This window comes from Eubacterium sp. 14-2 (assembly GCF_000403845.2).
GTDB lineage: Bacteria > Bacillota > Clostridia > Lachnospirales > Lachnospiraceae > Petralouisia.
Genome location: NZ_KE159567.1, coordinates 172,674 through 192,243, shown reverse-complemented (window position 1 = coordinate 192,243; position 19,570 = coordinate 172,674). Strand labels below are relative to the sequence as shown.

Below are 19,570 nucleotides of genomic sequence, written 5' to 3'. Positions count from 1 at the left end.
CTCCCTTTTCTGCTGTATTATTCCTGATTTTCCTCTTCTTCCGGTTCCACATAGGAAAATGCATTGGAAATTTTTGCATTTTCTGCGGAAAGCTCCACCGGCTCCCGGTAATAGGCAATCACCGGCGTTCCCACTTTCACTTTCTCATAGAGAATGGTGGCAATCTCCAGAGGGGCGTTGATACATCCGTGAGAACCGCTGGATTTGTAAATATCACCGCCGAAATTTCCATTTCTCCAGGAGGCGTCGTGTATACCCACATTATAGGCAAAAGGCATGAAGTATGTTACGTCTGATTCATAGTCCTCCCCCTTCAGAACTGCGGGGCTTTCTTTGTAGACAATCTTAAACACTCCGTCCGGCGAACCGTTGTCCTGGCTTACATTTCCCGTTACCACGTCTGTTTCCGTCACCAGTGTTCCATTCTCATAGTACCAGAGATGCTGCCCGGTATAATCAATCTCGATGTAAGTATTTCCGATATCGTTTTTTCCCTCTGCGAAAGGCCTCTGGGAATACATGGGTTCACGGCTTACCGGTTCCCCGGCTTCCAGATCTGTTTTTATCTGCTCTGCCTCTCCAGGTTTATTTACAATCCACCCGTAATCACCGCCGCCGATTTCTATGGTATCGCCGGAAGAAGTCTGAAAAGCACGCACGTCTGCATATGTATTATAAGTACTGGCAAGATACTGGGCATATTTTTCTATTTCGCCCGTTTTCAAAGAGACGTCATACAAATCTCCCACCTGTATAAAGCTCCTGATTTTCTCTCTGTCCAGTTTTTCCTCATAATCCTTTATTTCATAGGTAATTTCCGCATTTTCATATCTTTGAATCCGGTTCATGGCCTCCAGTACCACTTCGCTTTCCCTGGTATACTCCGGATTGATATAATCTTCCTCTCCCAGCGTTACCTGCGTATCACCTGCTGAAACAGCCTGCTTTACCTTTTCCAGCACCTGTTCCGGAATCATGCGGGTTCCCTTTTCTTCCGGCTCCACATAGTAACCGTCTTCTCCCAGCCTGATTTCCGCATTTTCCGGCTCTTTAATATTCTCTTCCTGGAAGCAGTCCATTCCGGCAACTGCACCGGAAATTAATTCTTCCTTATATTTCATGGTCACCGGAACTTCCCACTGCTTTGGCTGAAATACCGCCACAATCCATCGGAAAGGATTCTGCTGTTTCAGCAGTTTTTCCACGGAACCATCCGGCACATATTCACAGTCAATGTCCTGTCCGTAAATATGATGCTTCCCTCCGTCCCGGTCAAATACCGTCAGAAGATAATCCTCCACACCATCTCCCACTTTGTTCTCAGCTTTTTCCAGATTCATGCCCCCTGTTTTCCATCCGTTGATTCTGGTGCGAAAGAAAAAATGGCTGGTAAAATAAAAAGCCATGCCGAAATAAACGGCTGCCAAAAGCAAAACAACACCTGCCGCACCGGCTGCAATTTTGATTCTCTTTCTTCTCCTACGCTCCTGTTCCCACATCTGCATTCCTCATTTCTGTCTCAGTCTGTCTTTCGATTGTCACATATACCATGAATTCCTCCGTTTTCTCTCCCTGTCCCGTCCTGGGATAAATCCTCGCGCTTACTGCTCTCTGTACACCGTCAATGATTCTCATATAAGAATACTCTATGACAGACTTTCCTTTCTCAAATTCCTTTAAAACAGATTCTGCGGAAAATCTGGACCGGAACTCTTGCTGATGTTCTCTCTGTACCACTTCCGCCCCAAGAAGCTGAATCATTTTTTCGTATTTCGTGGAATTATAGTCGTTCTGCAGAATTTCAGCCAGGCGTTTTTCCTCCTCCGGCCCCTTGATAATACAGTAATCCCCCGTATGAACTTTTATCAGCACCACTTTAAAATACGTTTTTTCTTCCCCATTGTATCTCATAATTCTCCCTTATATTACTCCTCTTTCAGACATACCCTGCCCTCCTTCAGACTTTTCGGCACATCTATGATCCTCTGATTCTCTGAGCCGCGAAACCTCAGAGAAATATTTCTCTGTTCCTGTATAAATTCTCCATCTACCAGTACGTCCGTCAGCGAAAGGATTTCGTCTGTAACCTCGCATCTGGCTCTGCTCTCCTTTAACAGCTCCCGGTCAAAAAGATATCCCGTATAGCACCAGATATTTTTTCCCGGATACCGCTCTTTTACCTGACGAAGAAGGGGAAGCAGCGCTCTCTGATTTTCCGGTTCAAAAGGCTCCCCGCCCAAAATGGATAATCCGGAAATATAATCAGCATTTAACAATCTGACTATTTCCTGCTGTGTCTCTTCTGTAAACGGCTTCCCGTATGAAAAATCCCAGGTTTCGCGGTTAAAACACCCCTGGCAGTGATGGGTGCAGCCGGAGACAAACAGGGAAACCCTTACGCCTTCTCCGTTGCCAATGTCCGTCTTTTTAATTTCCCCGTAATTCATATGCGTTCTCCTGCTCCTGTCCTGTTCTCATTCCACGGGTGCTTTCCTGTTCTGATTTCGGTTCATCATTCCTTTTTACAGGTGCAGTACCCGTTCCTGGATTTCCTGGGTTCTGCCCTGGTTCCAGAACTGGGTTCCAATATAACCGCAGGTTCTGCGGGCCACATTCATCCTGTCTTCCTCCCGGTTCCGGCAGTTAGGGCATTCCCATACCAGCTTGCCGTCCGTATCAGATACAATCTTAATTTCCCCTTCGTAGCCGCATACCTGGCAGTAATCGCTTTTGGTATTCAGTTCCCCGTACATGATATTATCATAAATATGCTGCATAACCGTCAGCACCGCCTCAATATTGCCCTGCATATTGGGCACCTCCACATAGCTTACCGCGCCTCCCGGAGACAGTTTCTGAAACTGGGACTCAAAGGTCAGCTTGCTGAAAGCATCTATTTCTTCTGTCACATGAATATGATAACTGTTGGTGATATAATTCCGGTCTGTCACCCCTTCAATCACGCCAAACCGCCGCTGCAGACATTTTGCAAATTTATAGGTGGTGGACTCCAGAGGCGTTCCATACAGGCTGAATGCAATATCCGTCTCATCCTGCCACCGCCTGCAGGCCTGATTCAGACGCTGCATCACGTCCAGTGCAAAAGCGGTTCCTTCCGGAGCTGTATGGGATTTTCCCGTCATGTATCTGGTACACTCGCAAAGTCCTGCATACCCCAGAGATATGGTGGAATATCCGCCGTAAAGCAGCTTATCTATTACCTCGCCCTTTTTCAGCCGGGCCAGGGCGCCGTACTGCCACAGAATAGGCGCCACATCAGAAAGGGTTCCCTTCAGCCGGTTATGGCGCAGCATCAGCGCCTCCCGGCACAGCTCCATCCGCTCTTCCAGGATTTCCAGGAAACGTTCCCTGTCCCCGCCGGAAGAGCAGGCCACGTCCACCAGGTTCAGAGTTACCACCCCCTGATTGAACCTTCCGTAAAATTTTGGATTTCCCGCCTGGTCGTGATACACCGTCAGGAAAGAGCGGCAGCCCATACAGGGATAACAGTTGCCTTCTTTATTTTCCTTCATAACCTTTTCCGAAATGTAATCCGGCACCATCCGTCTGGCGGTACACTTTGCCGCAAGTCTGGTAAGCTCCCAGTAGGGGCTTCCTTCCCGGATATTATTTTCTTCCAGCACATAAATCAACTTGGGAAAAGCGGGGGTAATGTATACGCCCTTCTCATTTTTCACTCCCTGCATACGCTGGAGCAGCATTTCCCGGATAACCAGCGCCAGGTCATCCCTGAGACGTCCCTCCTCCACTTCATTCAGATACATGAATACCGTCACAAAGGGAGCCTGCCCGTTGGTGGTCATCAGGGTGATCACCTGATACTGTATCATCTGAACGCCCCGTCGGATTTCTTCTTTTACCCGCAGTTCCGCTACTTCATTGATTTTATCTTCTTCCAGTACAAGGCCTGCAGCGGCAAACTCCCGCTCCACAATTTTTCTAAGTTTCTGCCGGCTCACCTCCACAAAAGGAGCCAGATGGGACAGGGTAATGCTCTGTCCGCCATACTGGGAACTGGCAATCTGGGCAATGGCCTGGGTTGCCACATTGCAGGCGGTGGAAAAGCTCTTTGGCTTCTCAATCATGGTTTCACTGATTACTGTACCGTTCTGAAGCATGTCTTCGAGATTTACCAGACAGCAGTTATGCATATGCTGCGCAAAATAATCTGCGTCATGAAAATGAAGGATTCCTTCCTCATGCGCACGTACTATTTTTTCCGGCAGCAGAAACCGCTTTGTAATGTCCTTGCTGACTTCTCCGGCCATATAATCCCGCTGAACACTGTTTACAATGGGATTTTTATTGGAATTTTCCTGTTTGATTTCTTCATTGCTGCATTCAATCAGACTTAAAATCTGCTGATCCGTGGAATTGGATTTTCGTACCAGTGCCCGTTTATAACGGTAGGTAATATATTTTCTGGCAACTTCATAGGCCTTATACCCCATAATTTCATTTTCCACCATATCCTGAATTTCTTCCACATTATAGGTGCGATCCATATGTTCGCAGATATCAGAAATCCGCTCTGCAATTCCTTCCATCTGTTCCTGAGAAAGCCTGTCCTTCTCCGCCACTTCTCTGTTTGCTTTTGTAACTGCATCGGTGATTTTTCCTGCGTCAAAGGCTGTTTCTTTTCCGCTTCTCTTAATAATTTTCATTCTGCTTCCTCCAAAACACTAAATATGGTACTATACCCATATCCCAACACTATATATGCCTGTTTATTATAGTATTATCTGTATAAAAAATCAAGATGAAAAAAGCAGGATTTTGTCGCTATGTTTCTTCATGTTCTGCAGGTTCCACCTCTCCCCGGTACACTTCCAGTTCTTCCTCTTCCGGAAAATCCTCCGGTTCCGGGGGATTTTTGGGCTTTCCGGACTCCGGCTGCTCTCTGGTTTTTTTCCATTCCGGATGTTCTCCCAGGTCATCTGTTTTCTTTCCTGCGCTCCGCTCCTGATAAGCTCTGGTGCGGAAATTAAGATAAAGAATATTGACAATCTCCACCATTCCGTCTGCCAGAAGAATAACAGCCGTATAGTTCTGGTAAAATATCATGTCTTCAAAAGGATTCAGAATGACGGAAACGCTGAATCCCAGCAGCACAATGGTCACTGCAAAAAATCCTGCCCAGGCCCGGTCTTCCATACATTTTAAATCCAGTGCGTACTGCAGTTTGATTACACCGGACAGCAGCAGCAGAAGCCCCAGGGCTGTCAGAAAGGACACTGCAATGCGCTCTGCGCTGACCAGGCCGCAGATTCCCAGCAGCACAAACAGCACCCCTTCTGAAAATCCATACTCATTGAGTCTCTCATAACCGCCCGTCATAAAATACCGCACGATCATATAAATTCCCAGCACCACCACAAATCCGCAGATAAAATAGCAGATATCTATTACCTCAATCCGGGGGACAAAGAGGATCAGCGCTGCCACCACAATGGATATGGCGGCAATCAGGGATACCACTACGGTGCTGAACAGGCTTTTCTTTTTTTCATTCATATTTCACGCTCCTTTTTCTTTTGAAAAGACAGTTCCATGCACTTATATTAGAACAGTTTTGCAAGAAAATCAAGGCTTTCCCTGGGTATGTCCAGCCTCCGGGCCATCCCCCAATACTGTTAAAAATTCTAATCACCGGGCCATTGTTGTCTTTCTTCCTTCTGGCTATACTGGTAACTGTCCATATAAGTCCTGAAAAGAGGAGAATGAGTATGAAAAAGAAATTACCTTTTATTTTTGCAATATCCTGTTCCGCTGTATTCTTATGCATCTGCGGATTCCTGGCCTTTCAGTACCGGAATCTGGACAGACGCTTTCAGAAGCTGGAGGCGGAAGCCTTTCATCTGCAGGAGGATAAAGCGGAACTGAATGAGGAACTGGAAGACAGCGCCGCCCGGTTAGAGGATCGTGAAAAATACATTGCGGGACAGAAAGATTATATTTCTGAATTATCGGAGCAGATTCAGGATTTTGATGAGGATGAGACGGAAGACTCTGAACATACTGACAGAACTGGAAAAGACGGCATTTATGCCGGCAGCAATACCGGAAACGACCCTTATCCGGACCTGTATGCAGATAAGGATAACCTTCCTGTCCAGACCGGGCAGAAATACGTCTATCTCACCTTCGACGACGGCCCTTCCTCACTGACTCCGAAAGTGCTGGATTTGCTGGATGAATATGACGCCCATGCGACTTTTTTTGTAGTGGGCAAAAATAATGAAGAATATGCAGAATATTTATCGGAAATTGTGGAACGGGGACATACCCTGGCCCTTCATTCCTACAGCCACAACTACAATCAGATTTACCGCTCCGTGGATGCTTTTCTGGCTGATTATGAAAAAGTATATGACTGGGTATATGAGGAAACCGGCTATTCTCCCTGTCTCTTCCGTTTTCCTGGCGGCAGCACCAATGGCTCCTCCTATGTTGTCAGAAATATTATCCGGGAAATGGAGCGCCGGGGATTTACCTTTTATGACTGGAACGTCAGTTCCGGTGACGGAAGTAATCTGACCACATCTCAGAATATCATTGACAATATCTGTTCCACAGTGGGATATGTAGATAATCCCGTGGTACTGATGCATGACGGCCGGGGAAAAGACGCCACTCTGGCAGCCCTTCCCACCGTCCTGAAAACCCTCTCTGAAAAAGGCTATGATTTCCGTTCTCTGGATCAGAATTCAGAGCCTGTACAATATCGAAAATCTGAACCGTAACTGTTCCGGAAAACAGAGAAAGCTACTGCTCCATCTGTTTTCCAAGAAATCCGGCCGCCACTCTGGCCAGCTTGCTTTCCGTTTCACCCATGCCGGTTTCTTCCTTATTATACATGACCACGGAGCCGATAGCATCTCCTTCTGAAATAATGGTGGACACTACCTGGGACTGAAATTCTCCTGAGTCGTCCAGGGTGATTTTGACAAATCCCTTTTCGTCTTTCTGGGCATAAAAGGTTTCCCGGTCTGTGATTACGTTTTCCAGCTGTTTGCTGATGGGCTTACCGTCAAATTCCTTTTTCCCGGCTCCTGCCGCCGCAATCACATGGTCTTTATCAGTAATGCACACCAGGCATCCGCTGGTCTGGGCAAGGCTTTCCGCATACAGTCCTGCAAACTGGCCCAGTTCCCCAATGGGAGAATATTTTTTCAGAATAATCTCCCCTTCCCGGTCTGTAAAAATTTCCAGGGGATCTCCTTCCCGGATTCTCAGGGTACGGCGAATTTCCTTTGGCACTACCACTCTTCCCAGATCATCTATTCTTCGAACAATTCCTGTTGCTTTCATAATAAAATCCTCCATTTACAAATCTCTTATCTTTTTTCGATACTAGTATCTGTAAACGGAGGCATTTTATACCTGATTTTTTATTTTTCCGCGGCAGTTTTCTGTCTTTAAAGAACTTTCTCAATCTCCTCGATTACGATCCGAAGCGCCTTAATTCTGGCATATTTTTTATCATTGGATTCCAGTACATGCCAGGGTGCGTAAGTGGTACTGGTTTTCTTCATCATTTCGTTTACTGCTGTCTCATACAAATCCCATTTTTCCCGGTTCCGCCAGTCTTCTTCCGTAATTTTCCACTGTTTTTCCGGCGTGTTCTGACGGTCGGTGAAACGCTGCAACTGAACGTCCTTATCAATCTGTACCCAGAATTTGATAATCACCGCGCCCCAGTCAGCCAGTTCCTTTTCAAATTCATTGATTTCGTTATAGGCCCGCTGCCAGTCATTTTCGCTGCAGAACCCTTCCAGACGTTCTACCATAACCCTTCCGTACCAGGTCCGGTCAAAAATGGCCACATGGCCCGTTTTGGGCAGACGGTTCCAGAACCGCCACAGATAATGCCTTGCCTTCTCATGGGGCTCCGGGCTTGCAACAGGATGAACCTCATAGCCTCTTGGGTCAAGGGCTCCGGTAATCCGCTTGATATTTCCGCCCTTTCCGGCTGCATCCCAGCCTTCATAGGCAATAACCACAGGAATCTTTTTCCGATAAATCTCATTGTGCAGCACACGCAGCCTGTTCTGCAGTACATCAAGCTCCCGTTTGTATTCCTCGTCTGTCAGAACCTTGTCCAGTGTAATTTCCGACAGTTTCGGTACTTTTTCCACAGGAAATACATTCTGCAGAAGGGGTACTGCCATGGCGCTGTTCTTCAGCGCCGTCTCAATTCCGCTTACCAGTGTTTCCAGCACCTGTAACTGGGCCCATTTTTTGCTTTTTGCGTCTACAATATACCAGGGTGAAGTGGAAGCGTTAGTATCGTTTAAGTATCTGTCATAAACTTTCAGGCATTTATCGTAATGCCTGTTCTGCCAGGCGTCATTTTCGCTGACGCGCCAGCTTGTATTTGCGTCCTTCTCCAGCCCTTTCAGACGCTTTTTCTGTTCTTTCTGACTGATGTGGAAGAAAAACTTCATAACAAGATAGCCGTTGTCTGTCAGCTGGCGCTCAAACCGCTTTACACTGTCAATCCGCTCTTTGTACCTCTTTTCTTTCGTTTCCCCGTGCAGGCATCCGCGGGTTACTTCATCCATCCATCCGGAATCCAGAAAACAGAACTTACCTGCTTCCGGAATTTTCACAAAATACCGATACAGAAATGGTTTCCGCTTTTCTTCCTCTGTGGGGATGTCCATGGTTGCCACCTTGAAAAATCTGGGGTCAATGTCCCGGATAATCTTCCCCAGGATACTGCCTTTTCCCGCTGTACCCCAGCCTTCAAATAACACAAACACCGGCAGTTTATGCTCTTTAATCAGCATCTGCTGGGCCCCCAGTTTTGCCCTGGCCGCTCTGAGGCGCTCCTCCAGTTCCTCTTCCTCCGGTTTCTCCGGCCTGTTCCAGTTTTTTAACATAACTTCTCCTCCTTTTCTGATACCCCGCCGCTCAGACAGGGTATGATTCCTGTCAGTGTCTTACGGAAAAACTCCGTTCCCCCGACTCTGTCTCTATGCGATTTCTGGTAATCCAGTCTATGCGTATATAGGAATCCTGCTGCAGAGACTGAATGATTTTGTCCAGTTCTTCTTCCCGGCCCTGCATCTGGGCCTCCACAGACCCGTCGTAATTATTTCGTATCCAGCCGGTTACTCCGTAATGTCTGGCCAGGTGCTGTGCTTTAAAACGAAACCCCACACCCTGTACCCTTCCGGTAAATATCAGATGTTCCCGTATGATTTCCATCATCCCAGTAATTTCTCCCATTCTTCCGGTTTAAATCCTGTGGTGACGCCCCGCTCTGTCACCAGTATGGGCCTTTTCACCAGCATTCCGTCGGTGGCAAGGAGCTCATATTTTTCCTCCAGTGTCATCTGAGGCAGACGATCCTTTAATTTCAGTTCCTTATACACCATTCCGCTGGTATTGAAAAAACGTTTGATATCCAGGCCGCTTCTTTCATGCCATTCCTTTAATTCCTCCGAGGTGGGGTTCTGCTCTCTGATATGGCGGTCTGCAAAAACAGTCTGCCGCTCTTCCAGCCATTTTTTCGCTTTCTGGCAGGTGGTACATTTGGGATATTCCACAAACAGACATTCCATGCTGTGTTCCTCCTTATCTTCCCCTGATTTCCGGAATCCAGGGGGCTCTGTACAGCTATCATTGCTTCTGTTATTATATCAAATCTTATCCCGAAATTCAATTTAATTGTCAGACAGAAATCAGCCAAAACCCTTCATAATTGAAAAGTCATGGCTGATTTCATTTTTTATGTCTTTTTCTGTGTTTCCTTCTGCTGACCCCGCCCCTTTCCTGCAAAATAAAAGGTTCCGCTTATAACAACAGACACTTCTGCCAGCAGTCCCAGCACGGCTGTCCGGGAAAAATCCTTCATCCACTGAATATCCGGCTCTGATTTCGGCATCTGCACCAGCAGTTTTATCCCTTCTGTTTTTTCCTTCCATAAATTGCTCCAGAAAGAAAATTCAGACCACCGCGAGGGAAGGTAGGCATCGGGTATATGCACCTGATTTTTCAGAAAAAACACAAGCAGTATTCCCAGCAGCAGGCAGCATCCGGCCGCCGCCGCTTTTTCGGGAAGAGAATTCTCTGCTCTGTACTGCCGCCAGAGATACCGTGCAAAAAAAATACTGACTGTAACAGGCGCCAGCAGCAGGCAGGCCCCGCCGATTCCCCGCAAAAGCTCCAGATCCAGAATTTCCGGGGAAATCCCCAGCTGGCTCATGCAGATGGATGGAAGGTCGCCGGCTGACACATGTTCCGGCAGGCTGACCTCCATCCGGTCCAGCAGTTCTTCCTGCCCTCTTTTCCCCTCTGTACTTCCTGCCGGAACATCCGTTTTTGAATCCTGAAAACTCTTTTTTTGTCCTTTTTCGGAAAGGTGGTTTACCTGGAAGGCGATAAAAGGTTCCTGGCCTGCTATCACCTTTCGGATGGTATAGGTTTTTTCCTGACAGGTAATCTCCTTTCCCACCACATCCAGACTGCCGAACAGTTCCCAGGCTGTCTTTTCATCTGTCAGACAGCCTTCCGTATCCTCCGGCGCCGGAAGGCGGGAATCTCCAAACACCAGTTCCGGATTGCCGCACAGTAAAATAGCGTCTGCCTGTGCCTGTCCGGACAGATTCCCGTTCGTCAGCAGCACATCTTCTTTCCTGCCCCAGATACAGAAATCCAGAGGCTGTCCTGTTTCTGTTTTTCCCTGCTGAAATGCTTCCTTTATCTGCTGATTCTGCTCTGCCGCCTCCAGAGCCTCCGAAACAGTGACAGGCTGTTTCAGACAGAATTTCACCGTGTCTTCTGCCGAAATCAGTCTGCCCCAGGCGGCAGCTGACAGACCGGACAGCGCCGCCGTAATTCCGAAAACTGCTGCCATAAGCAGATATTTCCCGATTCTGTTTATCATAACTCTTTCCTTCTGACCCTGCTTCCGTCTTCCAGCGGCCGGCTGGAGCTGCTGACCACCTCCTGGTCTCCGGTCAGCATTCCGTCCTCAAGGGCCGCTTTGCTATCGTTTTTGTCCCTGACTTTCACTTCCAGACGTCTCACCACAAGTTCTGTTCCCATAACGCCCTGTTCTTCCTGCAGCACCAGCACATAATAGCCTCTTTCTGCTTCCCGCAATGCCTGAATGGGAATCACGGTACTGTAATTTTCTGATTTCTGAGTGATTTCCACTTCCGCACTGGCACCTGCATCCAGCACGCCCTCCGGTAAATCCACCGTCACGTCCAGAAGACTGTCATCTTCTTCATTTTCAGTCACCCCGGCAACGGTATAACCGCTGATTTTCTCTTTGTTGCCGGAGGGGGTAATAATAACCGGACTTCCACTGCTGACATATTCCTCATAAAATTTATCCACAGTCACCGTGAGTCTTCCGCCCTTTGAGGTGTCTGCCAGCCGCATGGCCGTTCCCTCTGTGGTAAAATCCCCTGTGACAATGGAAATGTTGGTTATCATTCCCCGGACGGAAGCTGTGATTTTCCCTTCCGCCTCCTGCAGAGCCAGCAGTTTATTCAATGCCAGCTCCTGCTGCTGCCTGGTAATTTCGTTCTGCTTTGAGGTACTGTCCGCGGCTTTCTGCTGGGAAGCGTCCTCTAACTCTCTGGCGGCATTCTTTACATTTTCTGCCCGTGAGGATAGGGCCGCTTCATAGGCTGCCTGCGCCTCTGATACCGCCTGTTCCAGACGGGCTTTTTCCGTCTCCTGGGCGGAAGCATCTGGTGCTGATTCTGGTTCCTGGCTCTCTTCGTCTTTCTTTGGCTGTACCTGGTCTTCTGCTTCCTGTCCATCCCCTTCTGCCCCATCCGGATGATATGCCTCCTGTGCCCCATTGTCATTTCCGTCTTTTTCAGCTTCCGGCACAGGATGGCTCAAAAATTCCTCCAGCGCCTGCTGCGCCTCATCCAGGGCTGCCTTTGCTGCGGCCACCTGCGCGTCTCCCTGAGAAACTGCCTGGCTGTAATCTTCCTGCGCCCGGTTCTGTCTCAGTTCCCGGTTCTTTCGTTCCACACTGCTGGCGCTCTGGGCGTCCTGATTCTGCAGTCTGGCTTTTTCCATCTCCTGTCTGGCTTCCAGAATCTGTTCTTCCAGTTCTTCCATATCTATGGTAAACAGCAGTTCTCCTTCTTCCACGGTCTGTCCCTCCCGGACAAAAATTTCCTTCACCCGCTGCCCGCTTTCCGTATAAACTGCCACTTCCTTTCCTGCTTCCACTCTGCCGCTTCCTGTGACGGTATGGTCAATGGTTCCTGTGGAAATCTTCACTGTTTCCACCCTGGCCATGGATGCCCCGCTCACCCCTCTGGATAATATGGTAAAACCAAGCATCACCGCCAGGAATCCGCCGAATATTCCAAATATTTTCTTTCTGTCCATGGTCTGTTCCTTTCGAAATACTCTGTCCGGCCCTTATAAAAGGCCGAAATTCTCACTAATCATTCTTTTACCGCACCTGCCATAATCCCTTTTTCCAGATAGTCCTGCCCTCCCAGGAATACCAGCAATGCCGGAAGAAACGTGACCACCGACGCTGCAAATGCCATGCCGGACTGGCGGACTGAGGTAATGTCCGGCAGAAACACCGACAGGGGAAACAGTTTCTTTTCTTTCAGAAAAGTCAGGGGCTGTTCTATCAGGCTCCAGTATTCCAGAAATCCCAGAACCATGGCGGCAATCACGCCGGAGGAGCCCACAGGCAGGCCGATATGGTAAAACAGCTGCCACTCTCCGGCTCCGTCCAGCCTGGCAGATTCCAGCAGACTGTCGGGAATTTCCGTAAAAAAACGGTAAATAATAAACACCGGAAAGGTGGAAAAAACTCCAGGAAGAATAATTCCCCAGAGGTTATCCGTCAGCTTCAGTCTGTCCAGCACCAGATAGTCTGACAGCATCAGCACCTGAAAGGGCATCAGCATGAGTATCATGTAAATCAGAAAAAATCCCTTTTTCCATGGAAATTCATATTTTGCAAATCCCCAGGCGGCCATGGTTCCCACCACAAGCTGTCCGGCCAGTACCCCAAAGGTAATCCGGACGGAATTCCAGAACATGACAAAAAATTCCGGAGAATCCAGAAAAATCTCCACATAATGCCGCAGGGTGGGGTAATGGGGCAGCAGGGGAAAATCCGCATATCCCTCGTTTCCCCCAATGACTGCTCCCAGATAAATGCCCAGCTCATCTCTGCCCATAAAAGAACCTGCCAACAGAAAAATCACCGGGTACAATGTGATAAGGGCAAGTACCCCCAAAAGGGCCCACAGCAATTTCTGCCCTCCATGGAATCTTTTTTTCTGTCTTCTTTTCCTGTCTGAAATTCTTTGCATTAACATCCCATCCTCCATAATATCAGTATTTTTCCTCACTGTCCCAGGATTTCTGTAAAAGCAGAATCAACCCCAGAAGCACAATGCTCTCAAGCACTGCCGCTGCCGCCATTTTGTCGAAGGAAAAGGTTCGAAACCAGTTATTAAACAGGTGCTGCATCATATAAATGCTTTCATGGGGATAGTCTCCGGCCACCAGATACGCCTCCCGGAATACCTTAAAGGAATTCAGAAAGGACAATACCGTTATGGTATACAGGGATGATTTCAGATTTGGCAGAGTAATGCTTCTAAAACACTGCCATTCCCCGGCTCCGTCCACTCTGGCCGCCTCATATATATTTTCTGAAATTCCGGCAAGTCCGGCCATCCACAGTACAATGTCATAGCCAAGGTTTTTCCAGATATAGCTAAGAACCAGTATCCAAAACGCCTGCTCTGTATTCATCCAGTCCTTTCCCCCGCAGCCCAGGTGACAGAGCCACTGATTTACCAGACCCTGTTCGTGAAACAGAAGACGCCACACCAGAGCCACAGACACTGCTGGCAGAGCCATGGGCATCAGAAATGCACTTTTCATGATTCCCCCGTATTTGCTTCGGTACAACACCACTGCGCAGACCAGAGCTGTAAGGATAAGAGCCGGGATACAAATCAGGGTGAACTTAAGGGTATTTTTCACTGCCAGCTGAAATGCCCCGTTCTCTAACACCGTCCGGTAATTGGCGGCGCCCACAAAGCGGTTGTCTACCGCTCCCAGAAAGGAGCGGCGTACCACGTCTCCAAAGGGCAGAAGATAGAATATCAGCACTCCCGAAAACCCTGGCAGAATCCACATGAGGCCCCGCCACTTTTTACCGTATGATCCCGCCTTATTTTCATTTCTCTGATTTTTTCTGTTTCTGCGTGTCATTTCTGCCCCCATATGTTCTATTCCGCCAGATACAGATTTACTTTCTGCATAATGGCGCCGGCGGCTTCTTCGGGACTCAGTTCTCCCTTCAGCACTTTTTCTCCCTGTTCCACCACTGCGTCACGGATTACTTCATCCTGCAGGGAAGGAGTGGTAAGGGACTCTGCCAGCTCTGTAAATTTCTTCATTTCTTCTTCCGTTCTGGGCTTCAGTTCATAATCCAGGATTCTGTCCATACCTGCTCCGCCTACACCCACCAGGCCTTCTTTTCCTTCATACTCGTGTCCGTCATTGGTAGTGCGGAATGCGTCTTTTTCCACAGCAAATCCGCCTCCCTGAAAAAATTTCTGGGCCTGAGTCGTAAACAGGAATTTTACAAATTCCTCTGCTGCTTCCGGCTGAGTGCTCTTGCTGCTGATTCCCATAATCATGGCCGGTACAAATACATTTTCCGCCTGTCCGGGCATATGTCCGTAGTCTCCGTCCCCCAGCTTTTTGTTGGCTGCCAGTATATAATCCATATCATAACCGCCCAGCAGTCCCACATTTACTTTGATGTCGCCAAATGCCACATCAAAAACTCCCTGACTGATACTGTCGCGGTTCGCCATACTCACTTCTTTTCCTTCTTCTGCGAATCCCACGTCCGTACTTACATTCTCCACACTGCTGTCGTATTCTCCGTAAGCATTTTTCAGCTTCGTTAAAAATTCAGTGATTTTTCCTTCATCCAGCGTGTTGTCATCTTTCTTCCAGGCCGTTCCGCAGGTATACCAGAATTTCCGGATAATTTCATCCGGATGCTGGCCCGCCAGACATCCTGCCTTCTGTGTCAGTTCGTCAAAATCTTCTGTAAAATACTGTCCGGACGCCTGAATCACCGGAATTTTAAACCGGGCCGGAATGGCACAGAGCTGTCCCTGTTCATCCTCCCAGGCTTTCAGAATGCTTTCAAAATAATTTCCCTCCGTAACCACAGAAGAAATGTCTTTCAGGATTCCCTTTTCCATATAGGTTTCCACGGGCATCCCATCCAGTACCAGTACATCCGGGCCTTTGCCCGCCATAATCTCTGTGGTCAGTGTTTTCAGTGCGTCAGAGACGGTCATTCCGCTTTCCTCTGACATTGCCACTTCATAATTGATATAAATATCCGCATGTTCTTTCTGAAAACTGCTGATGGCCTGCCGCAGTTCTTTATTATTATAAAGAGAATATACTTTCAGCTCTTTATCCGGCTTTGCAGGGGTATCCGGAGAATAAGTATATTTCAGCAGTACCATGCCTCCCGGTTTACCGGAATTGTCGTCATTGGCTACCACCAGCAGATTCTGCTCATCCAACATGGTCAGGGCATTTGCATAAAAAGATGGCCCACCCAGGGAATTCATGGTCCCGTCAATCAGCTGTTCTAACACGCTGCCGCCGAATTTATAGTGATAAAGGCCGCCTCTGGACAGACCGTAAATACTTTCTCCATTGTCTGTGGTGTCAGTCACAGTAAAGGCTCCGTTTTCGGAAACTGCCTTCCGCAATGCTTCCTCTGCCTGCTTCTGCTCTCCTGTTTCCGTATCATACAGAAGGGTTTCCGTACTGGTCTGAATGACCATGGTTTTCCCGGCCACAAAGCACTGATGAGATTCCACGCTTCCGTCAAACTCATAGGTCTGTTTTATGCTTCCGTCTGCAATGCTGACCTGATAAATGTTATCCCTGATATCTTTAATCAGAAGCTGGTCGCTGCCCAGAAATTTTAAATCCAGCACCATGTTTCTGATACCGGTTCCTTCACCGGAAGGATTCTCTTCATTTTCTGATTCATCTTCTGTTCCCGGTTCTTCAGTATCTGCTCCATCGTCCACTCTTTCCGGATGTTCGCTGTCATCGCTGAATACAAACTGAGGACCTGACGTTTCCCCTTTCACTTCTGGTATATCAAAGGGAAGCCTGTCTGCCTTTCCTTCCCGGTCCAGGATATATATTGCCGGATTTATCCCGCTTCCGCTCACAATTTCATTAAAAACGCATGCGCTCTGCCCATCGGAAGAAATGGCAGCATAGTCTATATACCCTGCATTCTCATCCTGAAATTCTTCCGGTAAATCAAAGGCTTTCTCCCAGGTTGTACCGGAGTCTTTGGAATCCCATATACTTTTTACGCCATTTCCATCATTTCCCATAAAACGGATGGTTCCGTCCTCCAGCTTCTTCATATCGTAAATATCATAAAAATCTGTGGGAAGCGCTATTTCTTCTTCCAGGAAACGCCCCATGGCAGTTCCTCCCCCGCCGTTTCCTGTCCCGCTTTCTTCCATGGCTTCCTGTCCGCTTCCGGCTTCTTCTTTTTTACTGCAGCCGGAAAGGCTTCCCAGAATCAGCGCAGCTGTTAATAAAATTCCTGTCGTTCGTTTTAATCTTTGATACTTCTTCATGCATTTTCCTCCTTTATGTCAGTCTGTTTTGGAATCTGGACACAAGAATAGCACATCTGTCTCTAATCTTTCTCTAAAGTATTTAAAATTTTTTAGAGATAAATTAGAGACAGATGTGTTAAACTGATTATAAAGATCAGGGTGTCAAAAGCATCTTTGGTGGGGCGCACCCTTTTGACACCCTAATCCTATAAATAATAAAAAGGATGGAAAATTCCTGTTTTCCTGAAAATTGTTCTGACTGCAGACAACCAACGGAGGCGATTCCTATGCGAATACTGATTATAGAAGACGATAAATCCCTGGCAGAAACCCTTCGCTTTCAGCTGGAGCACAGCCATTTTGAAACTGACGTATGCCATGACGGGGAAGAAGGGCTGCATTTTATCGAACAGCAGTCCCATGACCTGATTCTTTTGGACCGGATGCTCCCTGTTCTGGACGGGATTTCCGTGTTGAAAATTACCCGTGAAAAAAATATTTCCACGCCCATTATTTTCGTTACCGCTCTGGGGGCCCTGAATGAAAAAATTACGGGGCTTGACTGCGGTGCGGACGATTATCTGGTAAAACCTTTTGAGTTTGAAGAACTTCTGGCGCGTATCCGCTGTATTTTACGACGTCCTCCCAGATGGGAGGGCAGCAAACCTCTGAATTTTGAAGATATATCTTATGACGTGGAGCAGAAAAAACTCTGCTGCGGCAGCCTTTCCTGTTCGCTTTCTGCCAGAGAAGGGGATTTACTGGAGTTTTTCCTGCGCAATCCGGGACAGACCATTCCAAGAGGCTCTCTCCTGGCCAAAGTCTGGGGCCCGGATGCGGAAGTGGAAGACGGAAATCTGGATAACTATATTTATTTCCTGCGCCGCAGGCTGAAAAGCGTAAAAAGTTCCGTGAACCTGAAAACAGTCCGGGGGATCGGCTACCAGCTGGAGGTTTCCCATGTATAAAAAACTACATCTTCGCCTCACCCTGTTCTGTACCTTTATCTGCGGCCTGATACTGGTTGTCCTGTCCCTGTTCTGCCTCTCTTTTTCCGAGGCAGAATCTGAAAAAAGCCACTTTGCAGATTTCCAGATCAATATCAGTATGTTAAAAAACCATCTGGAAAACCAGACCGTACTGTCCCATAACTGGCTGGCTCAGATTACTGCAGATACCCGTTTTGAAATGGACATCAGAGACAATGGCTCCAGGCTGGTATTTGAAAACCTGAATCCTCTTTCCATCCACGAGGATTTATTTGAAGCGGCAAGACAGACTGCCAGAGAACAGTATATGGTTCTGGAAGAAGCTGTTTCCCCCAATTCCCTTCTTCCCATCCATGCAGAATTTAAGCTGTCCCAGGAGGGGCAGAACTATTTTGCCGCTGTGCTGATCATACCCAAAAACAGCGGTACCCTGAATGTTGCGGTGCTCTGCCCCCTTACTGACTTATATCAGACCCTCCGGTTCCGCCGGATTCTCTTTCTGAGCGCAGACCTGGCCGGGATTCTGCTGCTGGCTCTGTTTTTCTGGTTCTTTACCTGGTACATGATTCAGCCATTGATTATCAATAACCAAAAGCAGGCGGAATTTATCGCCTCTGCCTCCCATGAACTGCGTTCCCCCCTGGCTGTGATTATTTCCTCTCTGTCCGCCATGACCCATGCCTCTGTGAAAGACAGAGAACGTTTTTCCGAAACCATCCGGCTGGAGGGAAAACGCATGAGCCGTCTGATTGACGATATGCTGACTCTTTCCGGCACTGGCAGCTCCCTCTTTTCCGTCCACAAAACACCGGTGGAAATGGACACGCTGCTGTTGTCCGTTTATGAAAAATTTGAACCTCTGGCCCTGAAAAAGTCCATTTCTCTCACCATTGCCCTGCCGGATGAACTGGTTGCTCCCTGTCTCTGTGACCGGGAACGCATGGAACAGGTCCTTTCCATTCTGCTGGATAACGCTCTCAGCTACACACCGTCTCAGGGAAAAATCGCTCTTTCTCTGCAGACAGTTTCAGACAAACTGATTTTCCGGGTGGCAGATAACGGCCCCGGCATTCCGGATTCGGAAAAAGAAGCGGTGTTTGACCGTTTTTACCGCTGTGACAAATCTCATAAGGACAAAGCCCATTTCGGCCTGGGCCTCTGTATTGCACGGGAAATTATTCACATGCACAAAGGCAGCATCCGGGTGGAAGATACGCCGGGCGGAGGAGCTGCTTTTGTGGTAACCCTGCGCTGCCGCAATGAATAAAGACGTGAACTCTGATTTCATTCTCCTGTCAGATTCAGGCTGCGCCGGAAAAACGCCTGGACTCCCTCTGCTGACGCAGCCAGTTCATCCTGCGCATAATCCGGCAAATCGTAATAATACTTTCCGCTGGAAATCTGAACGGAAAGCCGGTCTATGGGAAATCCTTCCTGGGTTTTGAGGTGAGGTATCCGGGTAATAAGAAACGGCAGGCCCCACAAACTGCTGTCCTGACTCTCATATCTTTCCTGTCCGCTCCGGTAAAAACAGACTGCGCTCCGATACCGGCCCTTCAGGCCGCCGAACTGCCGGGCCAGGCTGCTGAAGTAATCCGTCAGCTCCTGGTCCGTACAGGATCGTCCCTGGATCCTTCTTACATATATCCCCGGCTGCAGTTCCTCCGGAAGCCCCTCAAAAAAAAGGCCGGTATCGCAGGAAAACACCGGAACCTGAAATGCTTCATAATATGCTCTGGCTTTGATGCGGGCATTTTCCAGTAATGTCTTCCCTGTCTCCTCCGGCTCCGGAACCGTTTCTTTCATATCCTTCAATCCTTTTAACGTAAGATTCAAAGGCTTAAGCATCCGTCTCATAAGCAGCAGCTTTCCCTCATTGGATGTTCCATATAATAATTCCATGCATTTTCTCCT

The 19,570-nt window shown here is 48.0% G+C and carries 18 protein-coding genes; 3 read left to right on the top strand and 15 right to left on the bottom strand.

Annotation, left to right across the window (positions count from 1 at the left end):
* Positions 1 to 17 precede the first annotated feature (17 nt).
* The 5 genes from C805_RS08120 to C805_RS08100 all read right to left on the bottom strand — a co-directional run bounded on the left by C805_RS08120 (position 18) and on the right by C805_RS08100 (position 5,535).
* Positions 18 to 1,499: a L,D-transpeptidase gene (locus C805_RS08120; RefSeq protein WP_016213318.1), complete on the bottom strand. Its 1,482-nt coding sequence runs from the start codon at positions 1,497 to 1,499 to the stop codon at positions 18 to 20.
* Positions 1,480 to 1,911, bottom strand: coding sequence for a hypothetical protein (locus tag C805_RS08115; protein ID WP_016213317.1), 432 nt, complete (start codon positions 1,909 to 1,911; stop codon positions 1,480 to 1,482). Before C805_RS08115 ends, C805_RS08120 begins: the two co-directional genes overlap by 20 nt.
* Positions 1,912 to 1,925: 14 nt before the next feature.
* A complete protein-coding gene (gene nrdG, locus C805_RS08110) occupies positions 1,926 to 2,447 on the bottom strand; it encodes an anaerobic ribonucleoside-triphosphate reductase activating protein (protein ID WP_016213316.1) in 522 nt (173 codons plus the stop codon).
* A gap of 75 nt (positions 2,448 to 2,522) precedes the next feature.
* Entirely contained in the window at positions 2,523 to 4,685 is a 2,163-nt protein-coding gene (gene nrdD / locus C805_RS08105; protein ID WP_016213315.1) for an anaerobic ribonucleoside-triphosphate reductase, read from the bottom strand.
* 118 nt (positions 4,686 to 4,803) lie between these two features.
* Positions 4,804 to 5,535 carry a DUF308 domain-containing protein gene (locus C805_RS08100; RefSeq protein WP_016213314.1) on the bottom strand — a complete coding sequence of 244 codons (732 nt, stop codon included), beginning with the start codon at positions 5,533 to 5,535 and terminating at the stop codon, positions 4,804 to 4,806.
* Between the two features lie 212 nt (positions 5,536 to 5,747).
* Between C805_RS08100 and C805_RS0104085 the strand changes: the two genes are divergently transcribed.
* A complete protein-coding gene (locus C805_RS0104085; protein ID WP_016213313.1) occupies positions 5,748 to 6,764 on the top strand; it encodes a polysaccharide deacetylase family protein in 1,017 nt (338 codons plus the stop codon).
* A 22-nt stretch (positions 6,765 to 6,786) separates the two neighbouring features.
* Here the strand turns inward: C805_RS0104085 and spoVT are convergent, their stop codons facing one another.
* The 9 genes from spoVT to C805_RS08055 all read right to left on the bottom strand — a co-directional run bounded on the left by spoVT (position 6,787) and on the right by C805_RS08055 (position 16,685).
* Entirely contained in the window at positions 6,787 to 7,332 is a 546-nt protein-coding gene (gene spoVT, locus C805_RS08095; protein ID WP_016213312.1) for a stage V sporulation protein T, read from the bottom strand.
* 107 nt (positions 7,333 to 7,439) lie between these two features.
* Positions 7,440 to 8,906, bottom strand: coding sequence for a polyphosphate:AMP phosphotransferase (gene pap, locus C805_RS08090; protein WP_016213311.1), 1,467 nt, complete (start codon positions 8,904 to 8,906; stop codon positions 7,440 to 7,442).
* 52 nt (positions 8,907 to 8,958) lie between these two features.
* Entirely contained in the window at positions 8,959 to 9,237 is a 279-nt protein-coding gene (locus tag C805_RS08085) for an acylphosphatase (RefSeq protein ID WP_022750858.1), read from the bottom strand.
* Positions 9,234 to 9,590, bottom strand: coding sequence for an arsenate reductase family protein (locus C805_RS08080; protein ID WP_016213309.1), 357 nt, complete (start codon positions 9,588 to 9,590; stop codon positions 9,234 to 9,236). The genes C805_RS08085 and C805_RS08080 overlap by 4 nt, the downstream gene beginning before the upstream one ends.
* 167 nt (positions 9,591 to 9,757) lie before the next feature.
* Positions 9,758 to 10,915, bottom strand: coding sequence for a hypothetical protein (locus tag C805_RS08075; RefSeq protein ID WP_016213308.1), 1,158 nt, complete (start codon positions 10,913 to 10,915; stop codon positions 9,758 to 9,760).
* Positions 10,912 to 12,390: an efflux RND transporter periplasmic adaptor subunit gene (locus C805_RS08070; RefSeq protein WP_016213307.1), complete on the bottom strand. Its 1,479-nt coding sequence runs from the start codon at positions 12,388 to 12,390 to the stop codon at positions 10,912 to 10,914. Before C805_RS08070 ends, C805_RS08075 begins: the two co-directional genes overlap by 4 nt.
* A gap of 59 nt (positions 12,391 to 12,449) precedes the next feature.
* The gene (locus tag C805_RS08065) at positions 12,450 to 13,346 is read right to left on the bottom strand and encodes a carbohydrate ABC transporter permease (protein WP_016213306.1); all 897 of its coding nucleotides are present in this window, start codon (positions 13,344 to 13,346) and stop codon (positions 12,450 to 12,452) included.
* Positions 13,347 to 13,362: 16 nt separating this feature from the next.
* The gene (locus tag C805_RS08060; protein WP_051135822.1) at positions 13,363 to 14,253 is read right to left on the bottom strand and encodes a carbohydrate ABC transporter permease; all 891 of its coding nucleotides are present in this window, start codon (positions 14,251 to 14,253) and stop codon (positions 13,363 to 13,365) included.
* A 17-nt stretch (positions 14,254 to 14,270) separates the two neighbouring features.
* A complete protein-coding gene (locus C805_RS08055) occupies positions 14,271 to 16,685 on the bottom strand; it encodes an ABC transporter substrate-binding protein (RefSeq protein WP_016213304.1) in 2,415 nt (804 codons plus the stop codon).
* A 269-nt stretch (positions 16,686 to 16,954) separates the two neighbouring features.
* On the opposite strand from C805_RS08055, the gene C805_RS08050 reads away from it, so the two are divergent.
* Together C805_RS08050 and C805_RS08045 are read left to right on the top strand one after the other, a co-directional pair.
* A complete protein-coding gene (locus tag C805_RS08050) occupies positions 16,955 to 17,635 on the top strand; it encodes a response regulator transcription factor (protein WP_016213303.1) in 681 nt (226 codons plus the stop codon).
* Positions 17,628 to 18,923, top strand: coding sequence for a sensor histidine kinase (locus tag C805_RS08045; RefSeq protein ID WP_016213302.1), 1,296 nt, complete (start codon positions 17,628 to 17,630; stop codon positions 18,921 to 18,923). Before C805_RS08050 ends, C805_RS08045 begins: the two co-directional genes overlap by 8 nt.
* Before the next feature lie 17 nt (positions 18,924 to 18,940).
* Here the strand turns inward: C805_RS08045 and C805_RS08040 are convergent, their stop codons facing one another.
* The gene (locus C805_RS08040) at positions 18,941 to 19,558 is read right to left on the bottom strand and encodes a non-canonical purine NTP pyrophosphatase (RefSeq protein ID WP_016213301.1); all 618 of its coding nucleotides are present in this window, start codon (positions 19,556 to 19,558) and stop codon (positions 18,941 to 18,943) included.
* Positions 19,559 to 19,570 lie beyond the last annotated feature (12 nt).

Coding starts and splice junctions, on each gene's coding strand:
- C805_RS08120 (WP_016213318.1), bottom strand. CDS start 1,499: ATGTGGGAACAGGAGCGTAGGAGAAGAAAGAGAATCAAAATTGCAGCC.
- C805_RS08115 (WP_016213317.1), bottom strand. CDS start 1,911: ATGAGATACAATGGGGAAGAAAAAACGTATTTTAAAGTGGTGCTGATA.
- nrdG (WP_016213316.1), bottom strand. CDS start 2,447: ATGAATTACGGGGAAATTAAAAAGACGGACATTGGCAACGGAGAAGGC.
- nrdD (WP_016213315.1), bottom strand. CDS start 4,685: ATGAAAATTATTAAGAGAAGCGGAAAAGAAACAGCCTTTGACGCAGGA.
- C805_RS08100 (WP_016213314.1), bottom strand. CDS start 5,535: ATGAATGAAAAAAAGAAAAGCCTGTTCAGCACCGTAGTGGTATCCCTG.
- C805_RS0104085 (WP_016213313.1), top strand. CDS start 5,748: ATGAAAAAGAAATTACCTTTTATTTTTGCAATATCCTGTTCCGCTGTA.
- spoVT (WP_016213312.1), bottom strand. CDS start 7,332: ATGAAAGCAACAGGAATTGTTCGAAGAATAGATGATCTGGGAAGAGTG.
- pap (WP_016213311.1), bottom strand. CDS start 8,906: ATGTTAAAAAACTGGAACAGGCCGGAGAAACCGGAGGAAGAGGAACTG.
- C805_RS08085 (WP_022750858.1), bottom strand. CDS start 9,237: ATGATGGAAATCATACGGGAACATCTGATATTTACCGGAAGGGTACAG.
- C805_RS08080 (WP_016213309.1), bottom strand. CDS start 9,590: ATGGAATGTCTGTTTGTGGAATATCCCAAATGTACCACCTGCCAGAAA.
- C805_RS08075 (WP_016213308.1), bottom strand. CDS start 10,915: ATGATAAACAGAATCGGGAAATATCTGCTTATGGCAGCAGTTTTCGGA.
- C805_RS08070 (WP_016213307.1), bottom strand. CDS start 12,390: ATGGACAGAAAGAAAATATTTGGAATATTCGGCGGATTCCTGGCGGTG.
- C805_RS08065 (WP_016213306.1), bottom strand. CDS start 13,346: ATGTTAATGCAAAGAATTTCAGACAGGAAAAGAAGACAGAAAAAAAGA.
- C805_RS08060 (WP_051135822.1), bottom strand. CDS start 14,253: ATGACACGCAGAAACAGAAAAAATCAGAGAAATGAAAATAAGGCGGGA.
- C805_RS08055 (WP_016213304.1), bottom strand. CDS start 16,685: ATGAAGAAGTATCAAAGATTAAAACGAACGACAGGAATTTTATTAACA.
- C805_RS08050 (WP_016213303.1), top strand. CDS start 16,955: ATGCGAATACTGATTATAGAAGACGATAAATCCCTGGCAGAAACCCTT.
- C805_RS08045 (WP_016213302.1), top strand. CDS start 17,628: ATGTATAAAAAACTACATCTTCGCCTCACCCTGTTCTGTACCTTTATC.
- C805_RS08040 (WP_016213301.1), bottom strand. CDS start 19,558: ATGGAATTATTATATGGAACATCCAATGAGGGAAAGCTGCTGCTTATG.